This window comes from Cryobacterium sp. PAMC25264, assembly GCF_019443325.1.
Classification (GTDB): domain Bacteria; phylum Actinomycetota; class Actinomycetes; order Actinomycetales; family Microbacteriaceae; genus Cryobacterium.
In genome coordinates this window covers 1,659,594-1,675,916 of record NZ_CP080383.1, presented here as the reverse complement: position 1 = coordinate 1,675,916, position 16,323 = coordinate 1,659,594, and the positions used below count along the sequence as shown (strand labels likewise).

The following is a 16,323-nucleotide window of genomic DNA, read 5'->3' as shown; positions in this document are numbered from 1 at the left end:
CTACGCATCCCGCGGCGGCGGGAACAATTCAGCCGCTCAGCGCCCGCTTATGCTGCGTGCAGCGGGGCGGTGCCTGCCATTCGGTGTCGGCGGCACAAACTACGCTGGGACCATGTCTTCCGTTCAACCTGGCCTGCGCACGGGCGCGACGCCGCTTGCCGTTCGGATGCGCCCGAAAAGCCTGGCCGAGGTCGCGGGACAACGCCACCTGCTCACCCCGGGGTCACCCCTGGTGAGCCTCGCCAACGACAAGACGGGGGAGCAGGGCTCGGTGTCGGTCATCCTGTGGGGCCCACCAGGCACCGGCAAGACCACACTGGCCCAGACCATCGCACACAGCTCAGGCCGTCGGTTCGTCGAGTTGTCCGCGGTGTCGGCTGGGGTGCGCGATGTGCGCCAGGTAATGGAGGAGGCCCGCACCAGCCAGGACCTGTACGGCCTGTCCACGGTGCTGTTCCTCGACGAGATCCACCGCTTCAGCAAGGCGCAGCAGGACGCCCTTCTGCCCGGCGTGGAGAACGGCATCATCATCCTCGTCGCGGCGACCACCGAGAACCCGTCGTTCTCGGTCATCTCACCGCTGCTGTCGCGGTCCCTGCTGCTGACGCTTGAAACCCTGAGCGACGACGACCTCGGCATCGTGGTGGACCGTGCCGTCACCGACCCCCGGGGACTCGCCGACAGGTTCGTGCTCGACCCTGAGGCCCGCGGAGCAATCATCCGCCTAGCCTCCGGCGACGCCCGGCGGGCACTGACCGCCCTGGAGGCGGCCTCGGTCTCGGCCGCGACGACCGAGACGGTGGACGGCGACAAGCCCGTCATCACCACCGAGATCGTCTCCCTCGCTGTGGACCGGGCGTTGCTGCGCTACGACCGGAACGGCGACGAGCACTACGACGTGATCAGCGCCTTCATCAAATCCGTGCGCGGATCCGACGTCGACGCCTCCCTACACTACCTCGCCCGCATGATCGAGGCCGGCGAGGACCCGAGATTCATCTGCCGGCGCATTATCGTGCTCGCCTCCGAGGACATCGGCATGGCCGACCCGCAGTCGCTCGTGATCGCGATCGCGGCCGCCGACGCCGTGCAATACATCGGCATGCCGGAGGGACGCATCCCGTTGGCCCAGGCCGTGGTCCACCTGGCCTGCGCCCCCAAGTCCAATGCCGCCTACACGGCCCTCGACGCGGCCATCGCCGACGTGCGGGCCGGCAAGACCGGCCGGGTGCCCAAGCATCTGCGGGACGCCCACTACCCGGGCGCCAAGCGGCTCGGCCACGGCAAGGGTTACAAGTACCCGCACGACGACGCACTCGGCGTCCTCGCGCAGGACTACCTGCCCACCGAATTGCGGCGCACCCAGTACTACCAGCCCACCGAACACGGCAACGAGCGGGATGTGTCCGCCCGGCTGGCCAAACTGCGTCGGATCATCCACGGCCAGTAGCGGCAACGGCCCTGAATCAGCGCGGAACAGCAGGCCCGTTGTGCTAGCCTTGACCTCGCCTACAACTGGTTTCGTCATGCGGCTGCGTCGCGAAACGTGTGTTGGAGTGGATTCGCCCTGTAGCCGGGCGGCCCGTGGCGCCCACCCCTCTGATCTCCCATGACGCTCGGCCTGCCCATCACCTGGCTGGCCCGGTCGCCCTGGTATCCAATTTCCAGTTCCATCCGAAAGGACACTGTGTCTACCAAGTCACGTACCCGCAGCAAGACCCGCCTCTCGCGGGCCCTGGGCATCGCCCTGACCCGAAGGCCGCCAAGTACCTCGAGAAGCGCCCGTACGCTCCGGGCGAGCACGGCCGCACCAAGCGCAAGACCGACTCGGACTACGCCGTGCGTCTCCGCGAAAAGCAGCGCTTACGCGCCCAGTACGGCATCCGCGAAGCCCAGCTCAAGATCGCCTTCGAGGAAGCTCGTCGCCGCCAGGGCCTGACCGGTGAGAACCTGGTCGAGATCCTCGAGACCCGTCTCGACGCCCTCCTCGTGCGTTCGGCCATCGCCCGCACCACCGCCCAGGCCCGTCAGATGGTTGTGCACCGTCACATCCTGGTCGACGGCCAGCTGGTCGACCGCCCCTCCTTCCGCGTGAAGCCGGGTCAGCTCATCCACGTCAAGGCACGCAGCGAGGGCACCGAGCCCTTCCAGGTTGCCGCGGCCGGCGGTCACGTCGACCTGCTGCCCAAGCTCCCGCCGTACCTCGAGGTCGAACTCGACAAGCTGCAGGCCCGCCTCGTGCGCGCCCCGAAGCGCATCGAGATCCCCGTGACCTGTGAAGTCCAGCTCGTCGTGGAGTACTACGCAGCACGCTAGTCATCTCCCGCGCGATCCTCTCGTGCGGAACTGAACTACGCTGGAGGGCGGATCACCTAGGTGATCCGCCCTTTTCTCGTACCCGAGACCGAATGGAAGTGTCGAATGACTGGTGGAGATATTGCCGGGCTGATTGCCGCCGGCGTATTCGCGGTCCTGGTGGCGTTCCTCGCCATCCCGCTGATCAAGCTGGGCAGGGTGTTCGACGAGACCACCCACGCGATCCGCGATCTCAGCCAGAACATCACCCCGCTGCTCGAGGAGACCACGGGCACGGTCGCGCAGACCAACCACCAGTTGGCCACGATCGACACCATCACCACCAACGTGGCCGAAGTGACGGGCAATGTGTCCGCCCTCGTCGCCCTCGTGGCCGCCACTGTGGGCGGTCCGCTGATCAAGATCGCCGGTTTCTCGGCGGGTGTGACAGCGGCCTTTCGCGCAGCCCGTCCCCGGCGCACCCGGAAGTAGTCCACTACGCTGGGAACCAGACTGTCCGCTGTCCGCGCACCGGTTTCCGCGCGCACACAGTTTCTCAACACACACCAGCTTCACCGAATTCAGGGAGCACATGCCATGAAGAACTTCATCTGGTTGGTCGTCGGCGTCGGCGTCGGCTTCGTCGTCGCCCACGAAGTCAACAAGACCCAGCAGGGTAAGCGCTTCTTCACCGATCTGGACGCGAAGACCCGTGAGTTCGGCGAGGCCATCTCGGAGGGCTACCGCAAGCGCGAAGCCGAGCTCCACGCCGCCCTCGGCGACGCTGAAGACACCATCGAAGAGCTCTCCAAGCCCTGAACCTGGCGCCGCCCACTCCGACGGAGTCACGTTCCACCGCGTCGCCTCCCCACTGATATTCCCCCCACCGCATCCCCGATCGGACTTCGTCCGTTCCCAGCAACAGTACGGACCCCATGCAGACTGCCGACATCCGCGGGCGCTGGCTCGACTTCTTCGCCGATCGTGGACACACCGTTGTCCCGTCGGCGTCGCTCGTGAGCGATGACCCCACCCTCCTCTTCACCGTCGCCGGTATGGTGCCGTTCGTGCCGTACCTCACCGGTCTGGTGCCCGCACCGTACCCGCGCGCCACGAGCGTGCAGAAGTGCATCCGCACCAACGACATCGAAGAGGTCGGCAAGACGCCGCGGCACGGCACGTTCTTTCAGATGAACGGCAACTTCTCCTTCGGCGACTACTTCAAGGAACAGGCGATCAGTTACGCCTGGGAGCTGCTCACCTCCAGCGAGGCCGACGGCGGCTACGGGTTCGCCGAGAAGGACCTCTGGGTCACCGTTTACGAGAACGACGATGAGGCATTCGGCTACTGGCGCGCGCTCGGACTGCCCGAGCAGCGCATCCAGCGCCTGGGCATGGACACGAACTACTGGTCAACCGGTCAGCCCGGCCCGGCCGGACCCTGCAGCGAGATCTTCTTCGACCGCGGTCCCGCCTACGGCATCGACGGGGGTCCGGCCACCGACGACGACCGCTATGTGGAGATCTGGAACCTGGTCTTCATGCAGTACCTCCGCGGCGAGGGGACCGGAAAGAACGACTTCCAGATCCTCGGCGACCTGCCCAAGAAGAACATCGACACCGGTATGGGCCTGGAGCGCGTCGCGTTCCTCAAGCAGGGCGTCGAGAACATGTACGAGATCGACCAGGTGCGCCCGGTCCTCGACCGTGCCGCGGCGCTCTCCGGCCGCCGCTACGGCGCCGTTCACGACGACGACGTGCGGATGCGCATCGTCGCCGACCACGTGCGGTCCTCCCTCATGCTTATGAGCGACGGCGTGATGCCGTCCAACGAGGGCCGAGGCTACATCCTGCGCCGCCTGATGCGCCGGAGCGTGCGCGCGATGCGCCTGCTCGGCGTCGACACCGCATCGTTCACGGAGCTGTTCCCCGCCTCCCGCGACGCCATGAGCGCCGCCTACCCCGAGGTCGCCACCGACTTCGACCGGATCAGCCAGGCCGCGTACGCCGAGGAAGAGACCTTCCTGCGCACTCTCGCCAGCGGATCGAGCGTGCTCGACCTCGCCGTGGCGAAGACCAAGAGCGCACAGAAGGCGGAGCTTGCCGGAGACACCGCGTTCCTGCTGCACGACACCTACGGTTTCCCCATCGAGATCACCCTCGAGATGGCCGAAGAGGCCGGCCTCAGCGTCAACCGCGAAGCGTTCGACACCCTCATGGCCAAGCAGCGTGCCATGGCCAAGGCCGACGCCAAGGCGAAGAAAACCCACTTGGCCGACCTCTCGGTCTACAGCGCCTTCCGTGCGCACGGTGAGACCGTGTTCACCGGGTACGACATGCTGCAGACCGAGTCCAGCATCCTGGGCCTGATCGTCGATGGCGCCTCCGTCAACCGGGCCGTCGCCGGTGACATCGCCGAGGTCATCCTCGCCGAGACCGCGCTGTACGCCGAATCGGGTGGCCAGGAGGCCGATGCCGGCCTCATCGTCGGCCCGGGCTACGAGCTCGAGGTGCTCGACGTGCAGAAGCCCGTCAAGGGACTGATCAGCCACAAGGTGCAGGTCACCAGCGGCGAGGTCGGCGTGGGCGACTCCGCCACGAGCGTCGTCGACCCCGATTGGCGCCGCGGCGCACGGCAGGCGCACTCGGGCACGCACATCCTGCACGCGGCCCTGCGCCAGGTGCTCGGCCCGAACGCCCATCAGTCCGGTTCGTACAACAAGGCCGGCTTCTTCCGCCTCGACTTCTCCTGGAACCAGGCGCTGTCCCCGGCCACCCGCAGTGAGATCGAGGAGATCTCCAACAACGCCATCCGCGACAACCTGCAGGTCACCACCCGCGAGCTGCCGCTGGCCGAGGCCAAGGCGCTCGGGGCGATGGCACTGTTCGGTGAGAAGTACGGCGACCGGGTGCGTGTCGTCGACATCGGCGGACCCTGGTCGCGTGAGCTCTGCGCCGGCACGCACGTGTCCACCAGCGCCGAGATCGGCATGATCAACCTGGTCAGCGAGGCGTCTGTCGGGTCCACCAACCGCCGGGTCGAATCCCTCGTCGGGCTCGAGGCGTTCCGCGATCTGGCGGCCGAGCGCGCCATCGTGTCGCAGCTCACCAGCAACCTCAAGACCCCGCGCGAACAGCTGCCGGCCAAGATCATGGACCTCATGCAGAGCCTCAAGGCCGCCGAGAAGAAGATCGCCGGCTTCGAAGCCCGCGCGCTCAGCGACCGGGTGCCCGCCCTCGTCGCGGCGGCGACCCGGATCGGCGACCTCACCGTGGTGGCCGAGGATCTGGGCGTGCTCCACTCGGCCGATGACGTGCGGATGCTCGTCACCGGCACCCGGGAACGCCTCGGGTCCGCGCCGGCCGTCGTGGCCCTGGCCGCCACGGTGGCGGACAAGCCCGTCGTGATCGTCGCGACCAACGCCGCGGCCCGCGACGCCGGTGCGAAGGCCGGCGCGCTGGCCAAGCAGCTTGCCGGTGTCCTCGGCGGCGGCGGCGGCGGCAAGGACGACCTGGCGCAGGGCGGCGGAACGAACGTGGCCGCGATCCCCGAGGCGCTCAGCACGCTCCGCACGCTGGTGGCCCGCTAAGCCATGCGAACGGGTGTGCGGGTGGGAGTCGATGTCGGAACCGTGCGGATCGGCGTTGCCCGCAGCGACTTCCACGGCATGCTCGCCACCCCCGTCGAGACCGTGCCGCGGCAACGTGGCGCAGCGGCACCGGGCGATCTCGCTCGCCTCACCGCGATTGTGGCCGAGCTGGATGCCGTCGAAGTCATCGTGGGGCTGCCGCTGGCGCTGTCCGGGCGTCACACCGCCTCCACCGAGGACGCCGTGGCCTTCGCCGCTGCGCTGGCCGGTGAGTTGACGGTTCCCGTGCGCCTGGTCGACGAGCGGCTGTCCACGGTGTCCGCCCAGGCCGCGCTCCGCACGAGCGGCCGCAGCACCCGCACCCAGCGTCCAGTGGTCGATCAGGTCGCCGCGACTATCATCTTGCAGCACGCTCTTGATACGGAACGGGCCTCGGGCAAACCAGCCGGCGCGCCTGTCGACACCACCGGAAGGCCGTAATCGTGGCAGTTAGTCCGCCGGAATCACCCGACAGCAATTTGTCGGGCGCCCAGGGCGACCGCCCGCCGACCAGCAGGCGCGCACTGCGTGAGGCGCAGGCGGCCCGGGACGCGCAGGCAGTCCACGACGCCCAGTCCGGCCCGTTCGACGGCACGGGTGCTGTTCCAGCTGCCGGCGCGCAGGCGCCGGTCCAAGCGCCGCTGCCCGCCGATACAGCGCCTGCCGACACAGCGCCCGCCGACACCTCGTCCGCCGCGTGGGCGGCAGAGAACAACCCGTTCGCCGGTCTCGGCTTCGGCGTCCCGGCCAGCGCTGCCGACGTATCCGACGCCTCTGCATCCGGCACTGCCGCGGCGGGGCCGAGCACGGCTCGTCCCGCAGACTCGGCCGCCGGGCGAACCGGCCGCGAGAGCCGTGCGAATCGCCGGGCCCAGCTCTCCGGCCTGCCCGCCGAGAAGAAGCCCAGACGTAAGGGAGCCTGGGGCTGCCTGATCGTCCTCGTCGTGCTCCTCGCGCTGATGGGCGCTGCGGCCTTCGCCCTGCAGGGGCCTATCAGCCAGCTGATCGCGGCGACTCAGGGCCCCGAAGACTACGAGGGTTCGGGCTCCGGTGAGGTGCTCGTCATGATCCACGACGGCGAGACCGGCTCCGATATCGCCAACACCCTGGTGGACCAGGACGTCGTCAAGAGCTACGACGCGTTCTACAGCCTCCTCCTCGCCCAAGCGACCGACCCGGTGTTCCAGCCCGGCGCCTACCTGCTGGCCTCCCAGATGAGCTCCCAGGCCGCACTTACGGCTCTGCAGGACCCGGCTACCCGGCAGGAGCTCACCGTGGCGATCCCCGAAGGCACCGCGGCGGTGGATGTGCTCACCTCGATCTCCGAGGGCACCGACATCCCCCTGGCCGATCTGCAGGCGGCCGCAGCCGACCTGTCCGGGTTCGGTCTCCCCGCCGAGGCCACCAGCCTGGAGGGGTTCCTGTTTCCCGCGACCTACACGTTCCAGCCGGGAACCACTGCGCACGATGCGATCAAGACTCTGGTTGACCGCCAGTTCCAGGCCCTCGATGCGGCGGGTGTCGCGCCGGGCGACCGGTGGAAGACCATTGTGATGGCATCGCTGATCCAGCGTGAGGCTGGACTGAAGGACGACTATTACAAGGTGTCCCGGGTGTTCTACAACCGGCTCGACCCTGCCCAGTGGGAGAGCGGGCTGTTGCAGTCCGACGCCACCGTGGCCTACGGCACCGGCAACACCCATCTGGTCACCACGACGGATGCCGAACGCGGCGACGCCAACAACGCGTACAACACCTACGTGCACCCGGGACTGCCGGTCGGGCCGATCAGCAATCCGGGCGACCTCGCCATCGACGCGGCCCTACGCCCCGCGGACGGAACCTGGCTATTCTTCGTGACCTGGAACCTGGACACCGGCGAGACCATCTTCTCGACCACGGTGGAAGAGCACGACGCGGGCGTCGCCAAGTGGCTGGCCTGGATGGATGAGCACCCCGAATATGGCTGATCTCAGCGGAACCGACCCTGACACGACGACACCGAGCGGCCGGCGCCGGCTGGCCGTGCTCGGCTCGCCGATCGGGCATTCGCTCTCGCCGGCCCTGCACCAGGCGGCCTACCGGGCGCTCGGGCTGGACTGGGAATACACCGCGATCGAGGTTGGTGCCGGCCAGGTCGGTGCGCGCGAGCTCAACACGTTCCTGGACGGGCTCGGCCCGGACTGGCTGGGTCTGTCCCTCACGATGCCGCTCAAGCACGTGATCCAGCACCGCCTCACCGATCTCGACCGGGTCGCCGCCGTGACCGGAGCGGTCAACACCGTTCGTCTCAGTGACACGCCCGGGCAGGGCCGCACCCTGTCCGGGTACAACACGGATGTGCCCGGCCTCGTGCGCGCCCTGGCCGAGGCCGGAGTCGACCGGGCCAACCGGGTCACCCTGCTCGGAGCCGGCGCCACCGCGGCATCCGCTCTGGTCGCCGCAGCCGAACTCGGCGCCGAATTCGTGGACGTAATCGCCCGTACCCCGGGCAAGGCCGAAACCCTGGAGACCCTGGGTCGCGAACTCGGACTCGTCGTGACGGTCACCGGCCTCGACGCCGTCGACGCGGCCGACCGGGAAAGCGACCTCGTGATCAGCACCCTGCCCGGCGGAACGGCGCTGCCCACCGAATTCCCCACGCGCCTGCGGGCGGAGACCCCGTTGTTCGACGTGGGCTACGCCCCCTGGCCGAGCGCCCTGGCCTCCTCCTGGGCGGCGACCGGCGGCACGGCGTACTCCGGACTGACCATGCTGCTGCACCAGGCGCTAATCCAGGTGCGCATCTTCGTGGCAAATGACCCGTTTCAGCCGCTTCCCGACGAAGACAGCGTGCTGAGCGCCATGCGCGCGGCCCTGCCCGCTGCTTCGCCCGGCCCGGCTGTGGAAGGATAGTACCCATGCTTCGTTGGCTCACCGCCGGAGAGTCCCACGGCCCCGAACTCCTCGCCATTGTCGAGGGTTTGCCCGCTGGAATCCCGGTCACACTAGATGAGATCCGCCTCGACCTTGCGCGCCGCAAACTCGGCTACGGCCGGGGGGCGCGCATGAAGTTCGAGCAGGACGAACTGAACATTTCCGGCGGCGTGCGCCACGGACTCACCCTCGGCGGCCCCGTGGCCCTGCGGATCGGCAACACCGAATGGCCCAAGTGGGCCGACGTGATGAGCCCAGAGCCCGTGGACCCCGCCCTGCTCACCCGCGGCCGCGGAGCACCCCTGGTGCGCCCGCGCCCCGGCCACGCCGACCTCGTCGGCATGCAGAAATACGACTTCGACGAGGCCCGACCGGTCCTGGAGCGCGCCAGCGCCCGCGAGACCGCCGCCCGGGTCGCCCTCGGCGCCGTCGCCCGCGCCTTCCTGGCCGGACTCGGCATCGAGCTGGTCAGCCACACCCTGTCGATCGGGCCCGTGCGCGTGCCGGAAGGCTCGCCTCTGCCGCACCCGAGCGATGTCGACACCCTCGACGCCGACCCGCTGCGCTGCTTCGACCCCGCCACCAGCGCATTGATGGTGGCCGAGGTGGATGCCGCCCACAAGGACGGCGACACCCTCGGCGGCATCGTCGAGGTGCTCGCGTACAACCTTCCGCCCGGGCTCGGCTCGTTCGTGCACTGGGACCGCCGGCTGGACTCCCAGCTCGCCGCCGCCTTGATGGGCATCCAGGCGATCAAGGGCGTCGAGGTCGGCGACGGCTTCCTCACCACCACCCGTCGCGGCTCAGCGGCCCACGATGAGCTCGTGCAGGTCGACGACGAGATCGTGCGCGCCAGCGACAAGGCCGGCGGCACCGAGGGCGGCATGAGCACCGGAACGGTCCTGCGTGTGCGGGCCGGGATGAAGCCCATCGCGACCATTCCCCGGGCCCTCCGCACGGTCGACGTCACGACCAGCGAGGCCGCACCCGCACACCACCAGCGGTCCGATGTCTGTGCCGTTCCGGCGGCCGGCGTCGTCGCCGAAGCCATGGTCGCGCTCGTGCTCGCCAATTCGGTGCTGGAGAAGTTCGGTGGCGACTCGCTCACCGAGACCAAGCGCAACCTGGACTCCTACCTGGCCAGCATCCCGGCCAATCTGCGCACCGGGGCGTCCAGCGACGCGACCGTCTAGCGTGCTGTTCCTGAGCCCGGAGGCCTCCCGGCCGCCGGAGGGCTGGCCGGCCAGGGTTCCGAAAGAGCCGGCAGAGGTGCCTCAGCCGAGCCAGACCAGGCTGCCGGCCGGCAGTTCATCCGAGGACGGTGCCCAGCGCGGCGCCGCCTCTGTCGTGCAGGAGCCTGAGCGGGATGCGGACGCCCCCTCTTCCCGCTCGTGTTCATCGGGCCCATGGCGTCGGGCAAGTCCAAGATCGGTCGCCGGGTCGCCCGCCTACTCCGGGTTCCGTTCATCGACACCGACAAGACCATCGTTGCCGCGCACGGGCCGATCACCGAGATCTTCGCCAGGCTCGGCGAGCCGCACTTCCGGGACCTCGAGCGCGACGCGGTGGCCGACGCCCTCGGGCGCGGGCGGGCCGTGGTGTCGCTCGGCGGGGGAGCCGTGCTCGACCCCGCCACCCGGGAACGCCTCCGCGGCACCACCGTGGTATCGCTGAGTACCACCGCCGAGGCCGTGCGCTCGCGCACCAGAAACGCCAAACGGCCGCTGCTGGCTGCCGGTCCCGACGCGTGGCAACGCATCTATGATGAGCGACGCCCGCTCTACGACGCGCTGGCCAGCATCCACTTCGACACGTCGACCAGACCGGTCGATGCCATCGCCGACGACATCGTGAAATGGGTACGACGACACCATGACTGACCTGCATCCCGAAGACCCCTCCGCTGAATCCGGCACCGACACCGAGTCCACAACGACCATCACCGTGAGCGGGGTGGACAGCTACCCCGTCTACATCGGGCGCGGCATCGTTGCCGACGTTGCCGAGCAGCTGGGTGACACTGTCAAGAAGGTGCTCATCGTGCACACCTCGCACCTGGGCGCCCGCGCGGTGGCGCTGCGTGAGAGCCTGCTCGACCGCTACGAGGTCCTCATCGCCGAGGTGCCCGACGCCGAGCCCGCCAAACGCGTGGAGGTGGCCGCGTTCTGCTGGCAGGTGATGGGGCAGGCCGACTTCACCCGCACGGATGCCGTGATCGGCTTCGGCGGCGGCGCGGTGACCGACCTGGCCGGGTTCGTCGCCGCCACCTGGCTGCGCGGCGTGAAGCTCGTGCAGATTCCCACCAGCGTGCTCGGGATGGTCGACGCGGCCGTCGGCGGCAAGAACGGCATCAACACCGCCGAAGGCAAGAACCTTGTCGGCACCTTCTACGCCCCGGCGGCCGTGGTCTGCGACCTGGACATCCTGGCCGACCTGCCCCGCAACGAGATCCTGGCAGGGTTTGCCGAGATCGTGAAGGCGGGCTTCATCCAGGTCCCCGAGATCCTCGACATCGTCGAAGCCGACGTCGCCTTGGTGACCGACCCCACCACCGAGCAGTTCCGCCGGGTGCTCGAACTGGCGATCGCCATGAAGGCTCGCGTGGTGGGCGCCGACTTCAAGGAGGCGGGCCTGCGCGAGATCCTCAACTACGGGCACACGCTCGGCCACGCCGTCGAGCACGCCGAACGCTACGGCTGGCGTCACGGGGCCGCCGTGGCCGTGGGAATGATGTTCGCCGCCGAACTCGCCCGTCTCAGCGGACGGCTCTCGGACGAGGCCGTCGACCGGCACCGCCGCATCCTGGAATCGCTCACGTTGCCGATCAGCTACCCGGTTGGCCGCTGGCCCACGCTGCTGGCCACCATGCAGCGCGATAAGAAGACCCGCAGCGGCATGCTGCGTTTCATCGTGCTCGACGACATCGGCAAGCCCACCGTTCTCGAAGCGCCCGATGCATCACTCCTGTTCGCCGCGTACCAGGAGATCGGGTCCTAAGCCGGTCGAACACCGACCAGCAGATCTCGTTGCGCTGCCGCTGATCGTCGAGCACAAGCCCGCGTGCCGAGCTCCACGCTTTCTCGCAGTCTGTGCCTAGAATGAAGCACCCGACCGGCCGCTGGCGCAGGTCGCCTACGACCAGCGTTGATCGGAGGTGTTGTGAGCAGCCCGTGGACCATCACGCCTGCCGATTCGACTGTGCGCGCGTCGACTCTGCGCTCGTTCACCGCACAGGAACGGCTGCATGAGGCCGCCATCGGTCACCGCACCGACCTGAGTGCAAACGTTATGCAGGCAGGAATGCGCGCCCTCGTGCGGGAGTCCTGGCAACGCTCCATCTCATTGCGACTTGACCCTCTCACCGCCCAGGCCGATCCGACACTGAGCAGCGACGAACTGGCCCTGTTGCGCTCCCGCAACCCTCTGGCCAGCGTGTTGCCGGTGATCAACGCCCTGCTGGTGCGTCATGCCACCGAGTTCGGGTTGATCGTCGCCGTGGCGGATGAGGCCGGCCGGCTGCTCTGGATCGACGGCGACAGCGCAGTGCGCACGAGCGCCGAGGAGATGCGCTTCGTGGTGGGCGCCGATTGGTCGGAGGCCCGGGTGGGCACGAGCGCCCCCGGCACGGCACTTGAGCTCGACCACGGCGTCCAGATCCAGCGTGCCGAGCATTTCAGCCAGCTCGCCCACCAGTTCAGCTGCACGGCCGTTCCCATCCACGACCCGGTCACCGGGGCCGTGCTCGGAGTTATCGATATCACCGGGGGAGACCAGGCGGTGGCCCCGCAGACTCTGCCCCTGGTGGAGGCTGCGGTGGCGGCGCTCGAAGCCGAGCTGCGCATCCAGAGCCTCAGTGCCCCTCGACGGCCCGCCCCGCGACCGTCCGGTTTCACCGCACCGGCGATGCTGCTCAGCGTGCTCGGCACCGAGAACGGCAGCCTGCGCGGCCACTCCGGCAGCGCTCAGCTCAGCCCCCGGCATGCCGAGATTCTTCTGCTGCTCGCCTGGCACCGGCAGGGCCTGTCAGCCGAACGTCTCGCAGCGGCTCTGAGCGAGGATCAGCCGCACGCGGTGGAGAACCTGCGCGCGGAGATGGTGCGGCTGCGCAGGGTCCTGTCCGTCGACCATCCGCGGCTGCGCATCGGGTCACGCCCGTACCGGCTCGAGACCGACATCGACACGGATGCCGGGCGCCTTCTGGCGCTGCTGCGGCGTGGCGCGCACCGGATGGCCCTCGCCGCGTACCGAGGCCCGGTGCTCCCGGGCTCGGTGGCCCCTGGCATCGTGGAGATCCGCACGGAGGTGACTCGCCGGCTGAGGGAGACCCTGCTCAGCGACGCATCCGTTGAGGTACTGCTCGACTTTGCCGCGACCGACGAGGCGGCCTGGGACAGCGAGGTCTGGCGCGCGTGCCGGGAACTGCTGCCGGCCCGGTCACCCCAGCGAGCCGCGGTGCTCGCCCGGCTCGCCCGCATCGAGCACGACATCGGAACCACGTCCGCGCTGTGAGCATGCCTGCACGAAGAACTGCCTGCGCGTCAGGCCGTCAGCTCAGGATGCCGACGATCACGCCGATGTAGGCCAGGGTGCCCACCAGCCACACGCACACCACCACGGGGACCACCCGCGGCTCGAGCCGGCAGCGGAGGACCGCCGCCAACAGGAAGACCACCGACAGCACGATCTCCAACCCCCAGTACACCGGACTGGTGGTGCCGGCTACGGCAGTGAGCGCCCAGAGACCCTCGCCCAGGAGGACCGCGCAAAGGGGAGTGACCGCGAGGGCCCGCCAGAGCGGGGGAGCGTGGCGAACCAGGCCGGCGGTGGTACCGAGGAACGGACCCGCGACCAGACCGGCCACGGTCCATACCGACGTGAACGGATCCCCGTCATCGAAGCCCCGCCACTCACTCACGACACTGTAGGACTCGACCAGCAGCTGGAACACGAGCGCGCCCAGAACCGCGGCGAGGACGGGGCGGGCACGACCCAGCCAGACGATCAGGAAGCAGAACATCGTCCAGCCGCCCACCGAGTTGCTCAGGGAATTGACCCACTCCGGCAGGTACCCCTGGCCGAAACTGGTCAGAGAGCCGATCAGTGCACCGCCGATCACCGCGATCAGGATGGCGTGTAGCGATGACCTGAGGCTCTCGCGGTACCACCAGCCGGGCTCTGGTCTGTCCGCTATGACGGTGCGGGAAGCTGCAAGGGTGTCCATCCTTCCGACGTTAGACGGGGCATCCTCGGGTGTCGTCCTCCCTGCGGATGACGGGGGTGCGCCGGCCGGGTGACGTCCGCAACGTTTCGCAACCCTCACGTCCATAGGCTCACAGCACGGTCCGCGCAGACGCGGACAGCCATCGACAGAGTCGTCGAACAAGGAGCGAAATGACCGTTTACGCCGCCCCCGGCACGCCGGGCGCCAAAGTCACCTTCAAGTCCCGCTACGAGAACTGGATCGGAGGCGAATGGGTGCCACCGGTGAGGGGCCAGTACTTCGAAGACATCTCACCGGTCAACGGCAAGCCCTTCACCGAAGTCGCCCGCAGCACCCACGAGGACATCGACCTCGCCCTCGACGCGGCGCACAAGGCCGCTCCGGCCTGGGGCAAGACCACGGCCACGCAGCGTGCCGCAGTGCTCAACAAGATGGCGGATGTCATCGACAAGAATCTCGAGTTGCTGGCCGTGGCCGAGAGCTGGGACAACGGCAAGCCCATCCGGGAGCCGCTGAACGCCGACCTGCCGCTGGCCGCGGACCACTTCCGCTACTTCGCCGCCGCCATCCGCGCGCAGGACGGCGACCACGCCGAACTCGACAACGACACCGTCTCGTATCAGTTCCACGAGCCACTCGGTGTGGTCGGGCAGATCATCCCGTGGAACTTCCCGATCCTGATGGCCGTGTGGAAGCTGGCCCCGGCCCTCGCCGCCGGCAACGCGGTGGTGCTCAAGCCCGCCGAGCAGACCCCCGCGTCGATCCTGGTACTCATCGAACTGATCGGCGACATCCTGCCGCCCGGCGTACTGAACATCGTCAACGGCTTCGGCATCGAGGCCGGCAAGCCGCTGGCGTCGTCGAACCGTATCCGCAAGATCGCGTTCACCGGGGAGACCACCACGGGCCGGTTGATCCTGCAGTACGCCAGCGCCAACATCATCCCCTCCACCGTGGAGCTGGGTGGCAAGAGCGCGAACATCTTCTTCGACGACGTGGCCCAGAAGGACGACAGCTACTACGACAAGGCCCAAGAGGGCTTCGTGCTGTTCGCCTTCAACCAGGGCGAGGTGTGCACCTGCCCGAGCCGGGCCCTCCTGCACAAGCCCATCTACGACAGCTTCCTCGGCGGCGCCATCGAGCGCACCAAGCTCGCGATCCAGGGCAACCCGCTGGACACCGACACCCAGGTGGGTGCGCAGGCCAGCAACGACCAGCTCGAGAAGATCCTCTCCTACATCGACATCGGCAAGAAGGAGGGCGCCAAGCTGCTGCTGGGTGGGGAACAGCTCGATCTGGGCGGGGACCTGGCCGGCGGCTACTACGTGCAGCCGACGATCTTCGAGGGCCAGAACAAGATGCGCATCTTCCAGGAGGAGATCTTCGGCCCGGTCGTGGCCGTGACCAGCTTCGAGGACTACGACGACGCCATCTCCATCGCCAACGACACCCTCTACGGTCTCGGTGCCGGCGTCTGGTCGCGTAACGGCAACATCGCCTACCGGGCCGGCCGCGACCTGCATGCCGGCCGGGTCTGGGTCAACAATTACCACAACTACCCGGCTGGAGCCGCTTTCGGCGGATACAAGAGCTCCGGCATCGGCCGGGAGAACAACAAGCTCGCCCTGGGGCACTACCAGCAGACCAAAAACATGCTCGTGTCCTACTCCGAAGACGCCCTGGGCTTCTTCTAAGCCACACCCCGGTGCCGGCCGGACGGCCACCCGAAGACCATCCCGGTCGGCACCACCACCCGCCCACACCCCCAGCACGCACCACCTCCGGAGGGACCCCTGATGACCGACCTCATCGCGCCCGAACCCGATGCGCCGCCCACGCCCGCCAGCGCCGTCGAAGGCACCATCACCATCCCCGGCGAGACCCGGTCACGGGTGGCGCTCACCCCGGCCACGGTCGATCTGCTGCGCAGCCTCTGGGAGGAACACGGACCGCTCATGTTCCACCAGTCCGGCGGATGTTGCGACGGGAGCTCACCCATGTGCTTCCCTGCGGGGGAGTTCATCACCTCCGATCAGGACGTCCTGCTCGGCCGGTTGGACATCGCGCCGGCCGGTGGCCCCGAGCAGGTCATCGACTTCTGGATCTCCGCCGAACAGTTCGCGTACTGGAGCCACACCGCTTTGCTGATCGACACCGTGCCCGGTCGCGGCGGGGGATTCTCGGCCGAGGCTCCGCGCGGGGTCCGCTTCATCATCCGTTCGGAGCTGATGGAGTCCTTCGCCGATTGACCCTGCAACAGGC

At 68.5% G+C, this 16,323-nt stretch carries 14 protein-coding genes and 1 pseudogene; 14 read left to right on the top strand and 1 reads right to left on the bottom strand.

Annotated features, from left to right (window positions below; translation table 11 throughout):
- Window positions 1–112: 112 nt before the first annotated feature.
- The 12 genes and pseudogenes from KY500_RS07640 to KY500_RS07585 all read left to right on the top strand — a co-directional run bounded on the left by KY500_RS07640 (window position 113) and on the right by KY500_RS07585 (window position 13,349).
- Window positions 113–1,450 carry a replication-associated recombination protein A gene (locus KY500_RS07640; protein WP_219902968.1) on the top strand — a complete coding sequence of 446 codons (1,338 nt, stop codon included), beginning with the start codon at window positions 113–115 and terminating at the stop codon, window positions 1,448–1,450.
- Window positions 1,451–1,687: 237 nt separating this feature from the next.
- A pseudogene (gene rpsD, locus KY500_RS07635) lies at window positions 1,688–2,316 on the top strand (30S ribosomal protein S4).
- Window positions 2,317–2,421: 105 nt separating this feature from the next.
- Window positions 2,422–2,787 carry a DUF948 domain-containing protein gene (locus KY500_RS07630; protein ID WP_219902967.1) on the top strand — a complete coding sequence of 122 codons (366 nt, stop codon included), beginning with the start codon at window positions 2,422–2,424 and terminating at the stop codon, window positions 2,785–2,787.
- A 105-nt stretch (window positions 2,788–2,892) separates the two neighbouring features.
- Window positions 2,893–3,114 carry a hypothetical protein gene (locus KY500_RS07625; RefSeq protein WP_066595691.1) on the top strand — a complete coding sequence of 74 codons (222 nt, stop codon included), beginning with the start codon at window positions 2,893–2,895 and terminating at the stop codon, window positions 3,112–3,114.
- A 116-nt stretch (window positions 3,115–3,230) separates the two neighbouring features.
- Window positions 3,231–5,885: an alanine--tRNA ligase gene (alaS, locus tag KY500_RS07620; protein ID WP_219902966.1), complete on the top strand. Its 2,655-nt coding sequence runs from the start codon at window positions 3,231–3,233 to the stop codon at window positions 5,883–5,885.
- 3 nt (window positions 5,886–5,888) lie between these two features.
- A complete protein-coding gene (gene ruvX / locus KY500_RS07615) occupies window positions 5,889–6,365 on the top strand; it encodes a Holliday junction resolvase RuvX (RefSeq protein ID WP_219902965.1) in 477 nt (158 codons plus the stop codon).
- A gap of 2 nt (window positions 6,366–6,367) precedes the next feature.
- A complete protein-coding gene (gene mltG, locus KY500_RS07610; protein ID WP_255579869.1) occupies window positions 6,368–7,894 on the top strand; it encodes an endolytic transglycosylase MltG in 1,527 nt (508 codons plus the stop codon).
- Complete coding sequence (locus KY500_RS07605) at window positions 7,872–8,819, top strand: shikimate dehydrogenase (protein ID WP_255579868.1); 948 nt, start codon at window positions 7,872–7,874, stop codon at window positions 8,817–8,819. Before mltG ends, KY500_RS07605 begins: the two co-directional genes overlap by 23 nt.
- 5 nt (window positions 8,820–8,824) lie before the next feature.
- Window positions 8,825–10,033, top strand: coding sequence for a chorismate synthase (gene aroC, locus KY500_RS07600; protein WP_219902964.1), 1,209 nt, complete (start codon window positions 8,825–8,827; stop codon window positions 10,031–10,033).
- Window positions 10,034–10,246: 213 nt separating this feature from the next.
- A complete protein-coding gene (locus KY500_RS07595; protein WP_219902963.1) occupies window positions 10,247–10,720 on the top strand; it encodes a shikimate kinase in 474 nt (157 codons plus the stop codon).
- Complete coding sequence (gene aroB, locus KY500_RS07590; RefSeq protein WP_219902962.1) at window positions 10,713–11,837, top strand: 3-dehydroquinate synthase; 1,125 nt, start codon at window positions 10,713–10,715, stop codon at window positions 11,835–11,837. Before KY500_RS07595 ends, aroB begins: the two co-directional genes overlap by 8 nt.
- A 162-nt stretch (window positions 11,838–11,999) precedes the next feature.
- Window positions 12,000–13,349: a GAF domain-containing protein gene (locus tag KY500_RS07585; RefSeq protein WP_255579867.1), complete on the top strand. Its 1,350-nt coding sequence runs from the start codon at window positions 12,000–12,002 to the stop codon at window positions 13,347–13,349.
- A 37-nt stretch (window positions 13,350–13,386) separates the two neighbouring features.
- On the opposite strand, the gene KY500_RS07580 is transcribed toward KY500_RS07585, so the two are convergent.
- Complete coding sequence (locus tag KY500_RS07580; RefSeq protein WP_219902961.1) at window positions 13,387–14,061, bottom strand: DUF6518 family protein; 675 nt, start codon at window positions 14,059–14,061, stop codon at window positions 13,387–13,389.
- Window positions 14,062–14,231: 170 nt separating this feature from the next.
- Between KY500_RS07580 and KY500_RS07575 the strand changes: the two genes are divergently transcribed.
- Window positions 14,232–15,755 (top strand): aldehyde dehydrogenase family protein, encoded by a 1,524-nt coding sequence (locus KY500_RS07575; protein WP_219902960.1) that lies wholly within the window; start codon window positions 14,232–14,234, stop codon window positions 15,753–15,755.
- Between the two features lie 102 nt (window positions 15,756–15,857).
- Window positions 15,858–16,310: a DUF779 domain-containing protein gene (locus tag KY500_RS07570; protein WP_219902959.1), complete on the top strand. Its 453-nt coding sequence runs from the start codon at window positions 15,858–15,860 to the stop codon at window positions 16,308–16,310.
- Window positions 16,311–16,323 lie beyond the last annotated feature (13 nt).

What these genes read in the sequence shown, in the direction of transcription:
- KY500_RS07595 (WP_219902963.1), top strand. Translation starts at nt 10,247, where the DNA reads ATGGCGTCGGGCAAGTCCAAGATCGGTCGCCGGGTCGCCCGCCTACTC.
- KY500_RS07570 (WP_219902959.1), top strand. Translation starts at nt 15,858, where the DNA reads ATGACCGACCTCATCGCGCCCGAACCCGATGCGCCGCCCACGCCCGCC.
- KY500_RS07640 (WP_219902968.1), top strand. Translation starts at nt 113, where the DNA reads ATGTCTTCCGTTCAACCTGGCCTGCGCACGGGCGCGACGCCGCTTGCC.
- ruvX (WP_219902965.1), top strand. Translation starts at nt 5,889, where the DNA reads ATGCGAACGGGTGTGCGGGTGGGAGTCGATGTCGGAACCGTGCGGATC.
- KY500_RS07575 (WP_219902960.1), top strand. Translation starts at nt 14,232, where the DNA reads ATGACCGTTTACGCCGCCCCCGGCACGCCGGGCGCCAAAGTCACCTTC.
- KY500_RS07580 (WP_219902961.1), bottom strand. Translation starts at nt 14,061, where the DNA reads ATGGACACCCTTGCAGCTTCCCGCACCGTCATAGCGGACAGACCAGAG.
- aroB (WP_219902962.1), top strand. Translation starts at nt 10,713, where the DNA reads ATGACTGACCTGCATCCCGAAGACCCCTCCGCTGAATCCGGCACCGAC.
- KY500_RS07625 (WP_066595691.1), top strand. Translation starts at nt 2,893, where the DNA reads ATGAAGAACTTCATCTGGTTGGTCGTCGGCGTCGGCGTCGGCTTCGTC.
- aroC (WP_219902964.1), top strand. Translation starts at nt 8,825, where the DNA reads ATGCTTCGTTGGCTCACCGCCGGAGAGTCCCACGGCCCCGAACTCCTC.
- KY500_RS07630 (WP_219902967.1), top strand. Translation starts at nt 2,422, where the DNA reads ATGACTGGTGGAGATATTGCCGGGCTGATTGCCGCCGGCGTATTCGCG.
- alaS (WP_219902966.1), top strand. Translation starts at nt 3,231, where the DNA reads ATGCAGACTGCCGACATCCGCGGGCGCTGGCTCGACTTCTTCGCCGAT.
- KY500_RS07605 (WP_255579868.1), top strand. Translation starts at nt 7,872, where the DNA reads ATGAGCACCCCGAATATGGCTGATCTCAGCGGAACCGACCCTGACACG.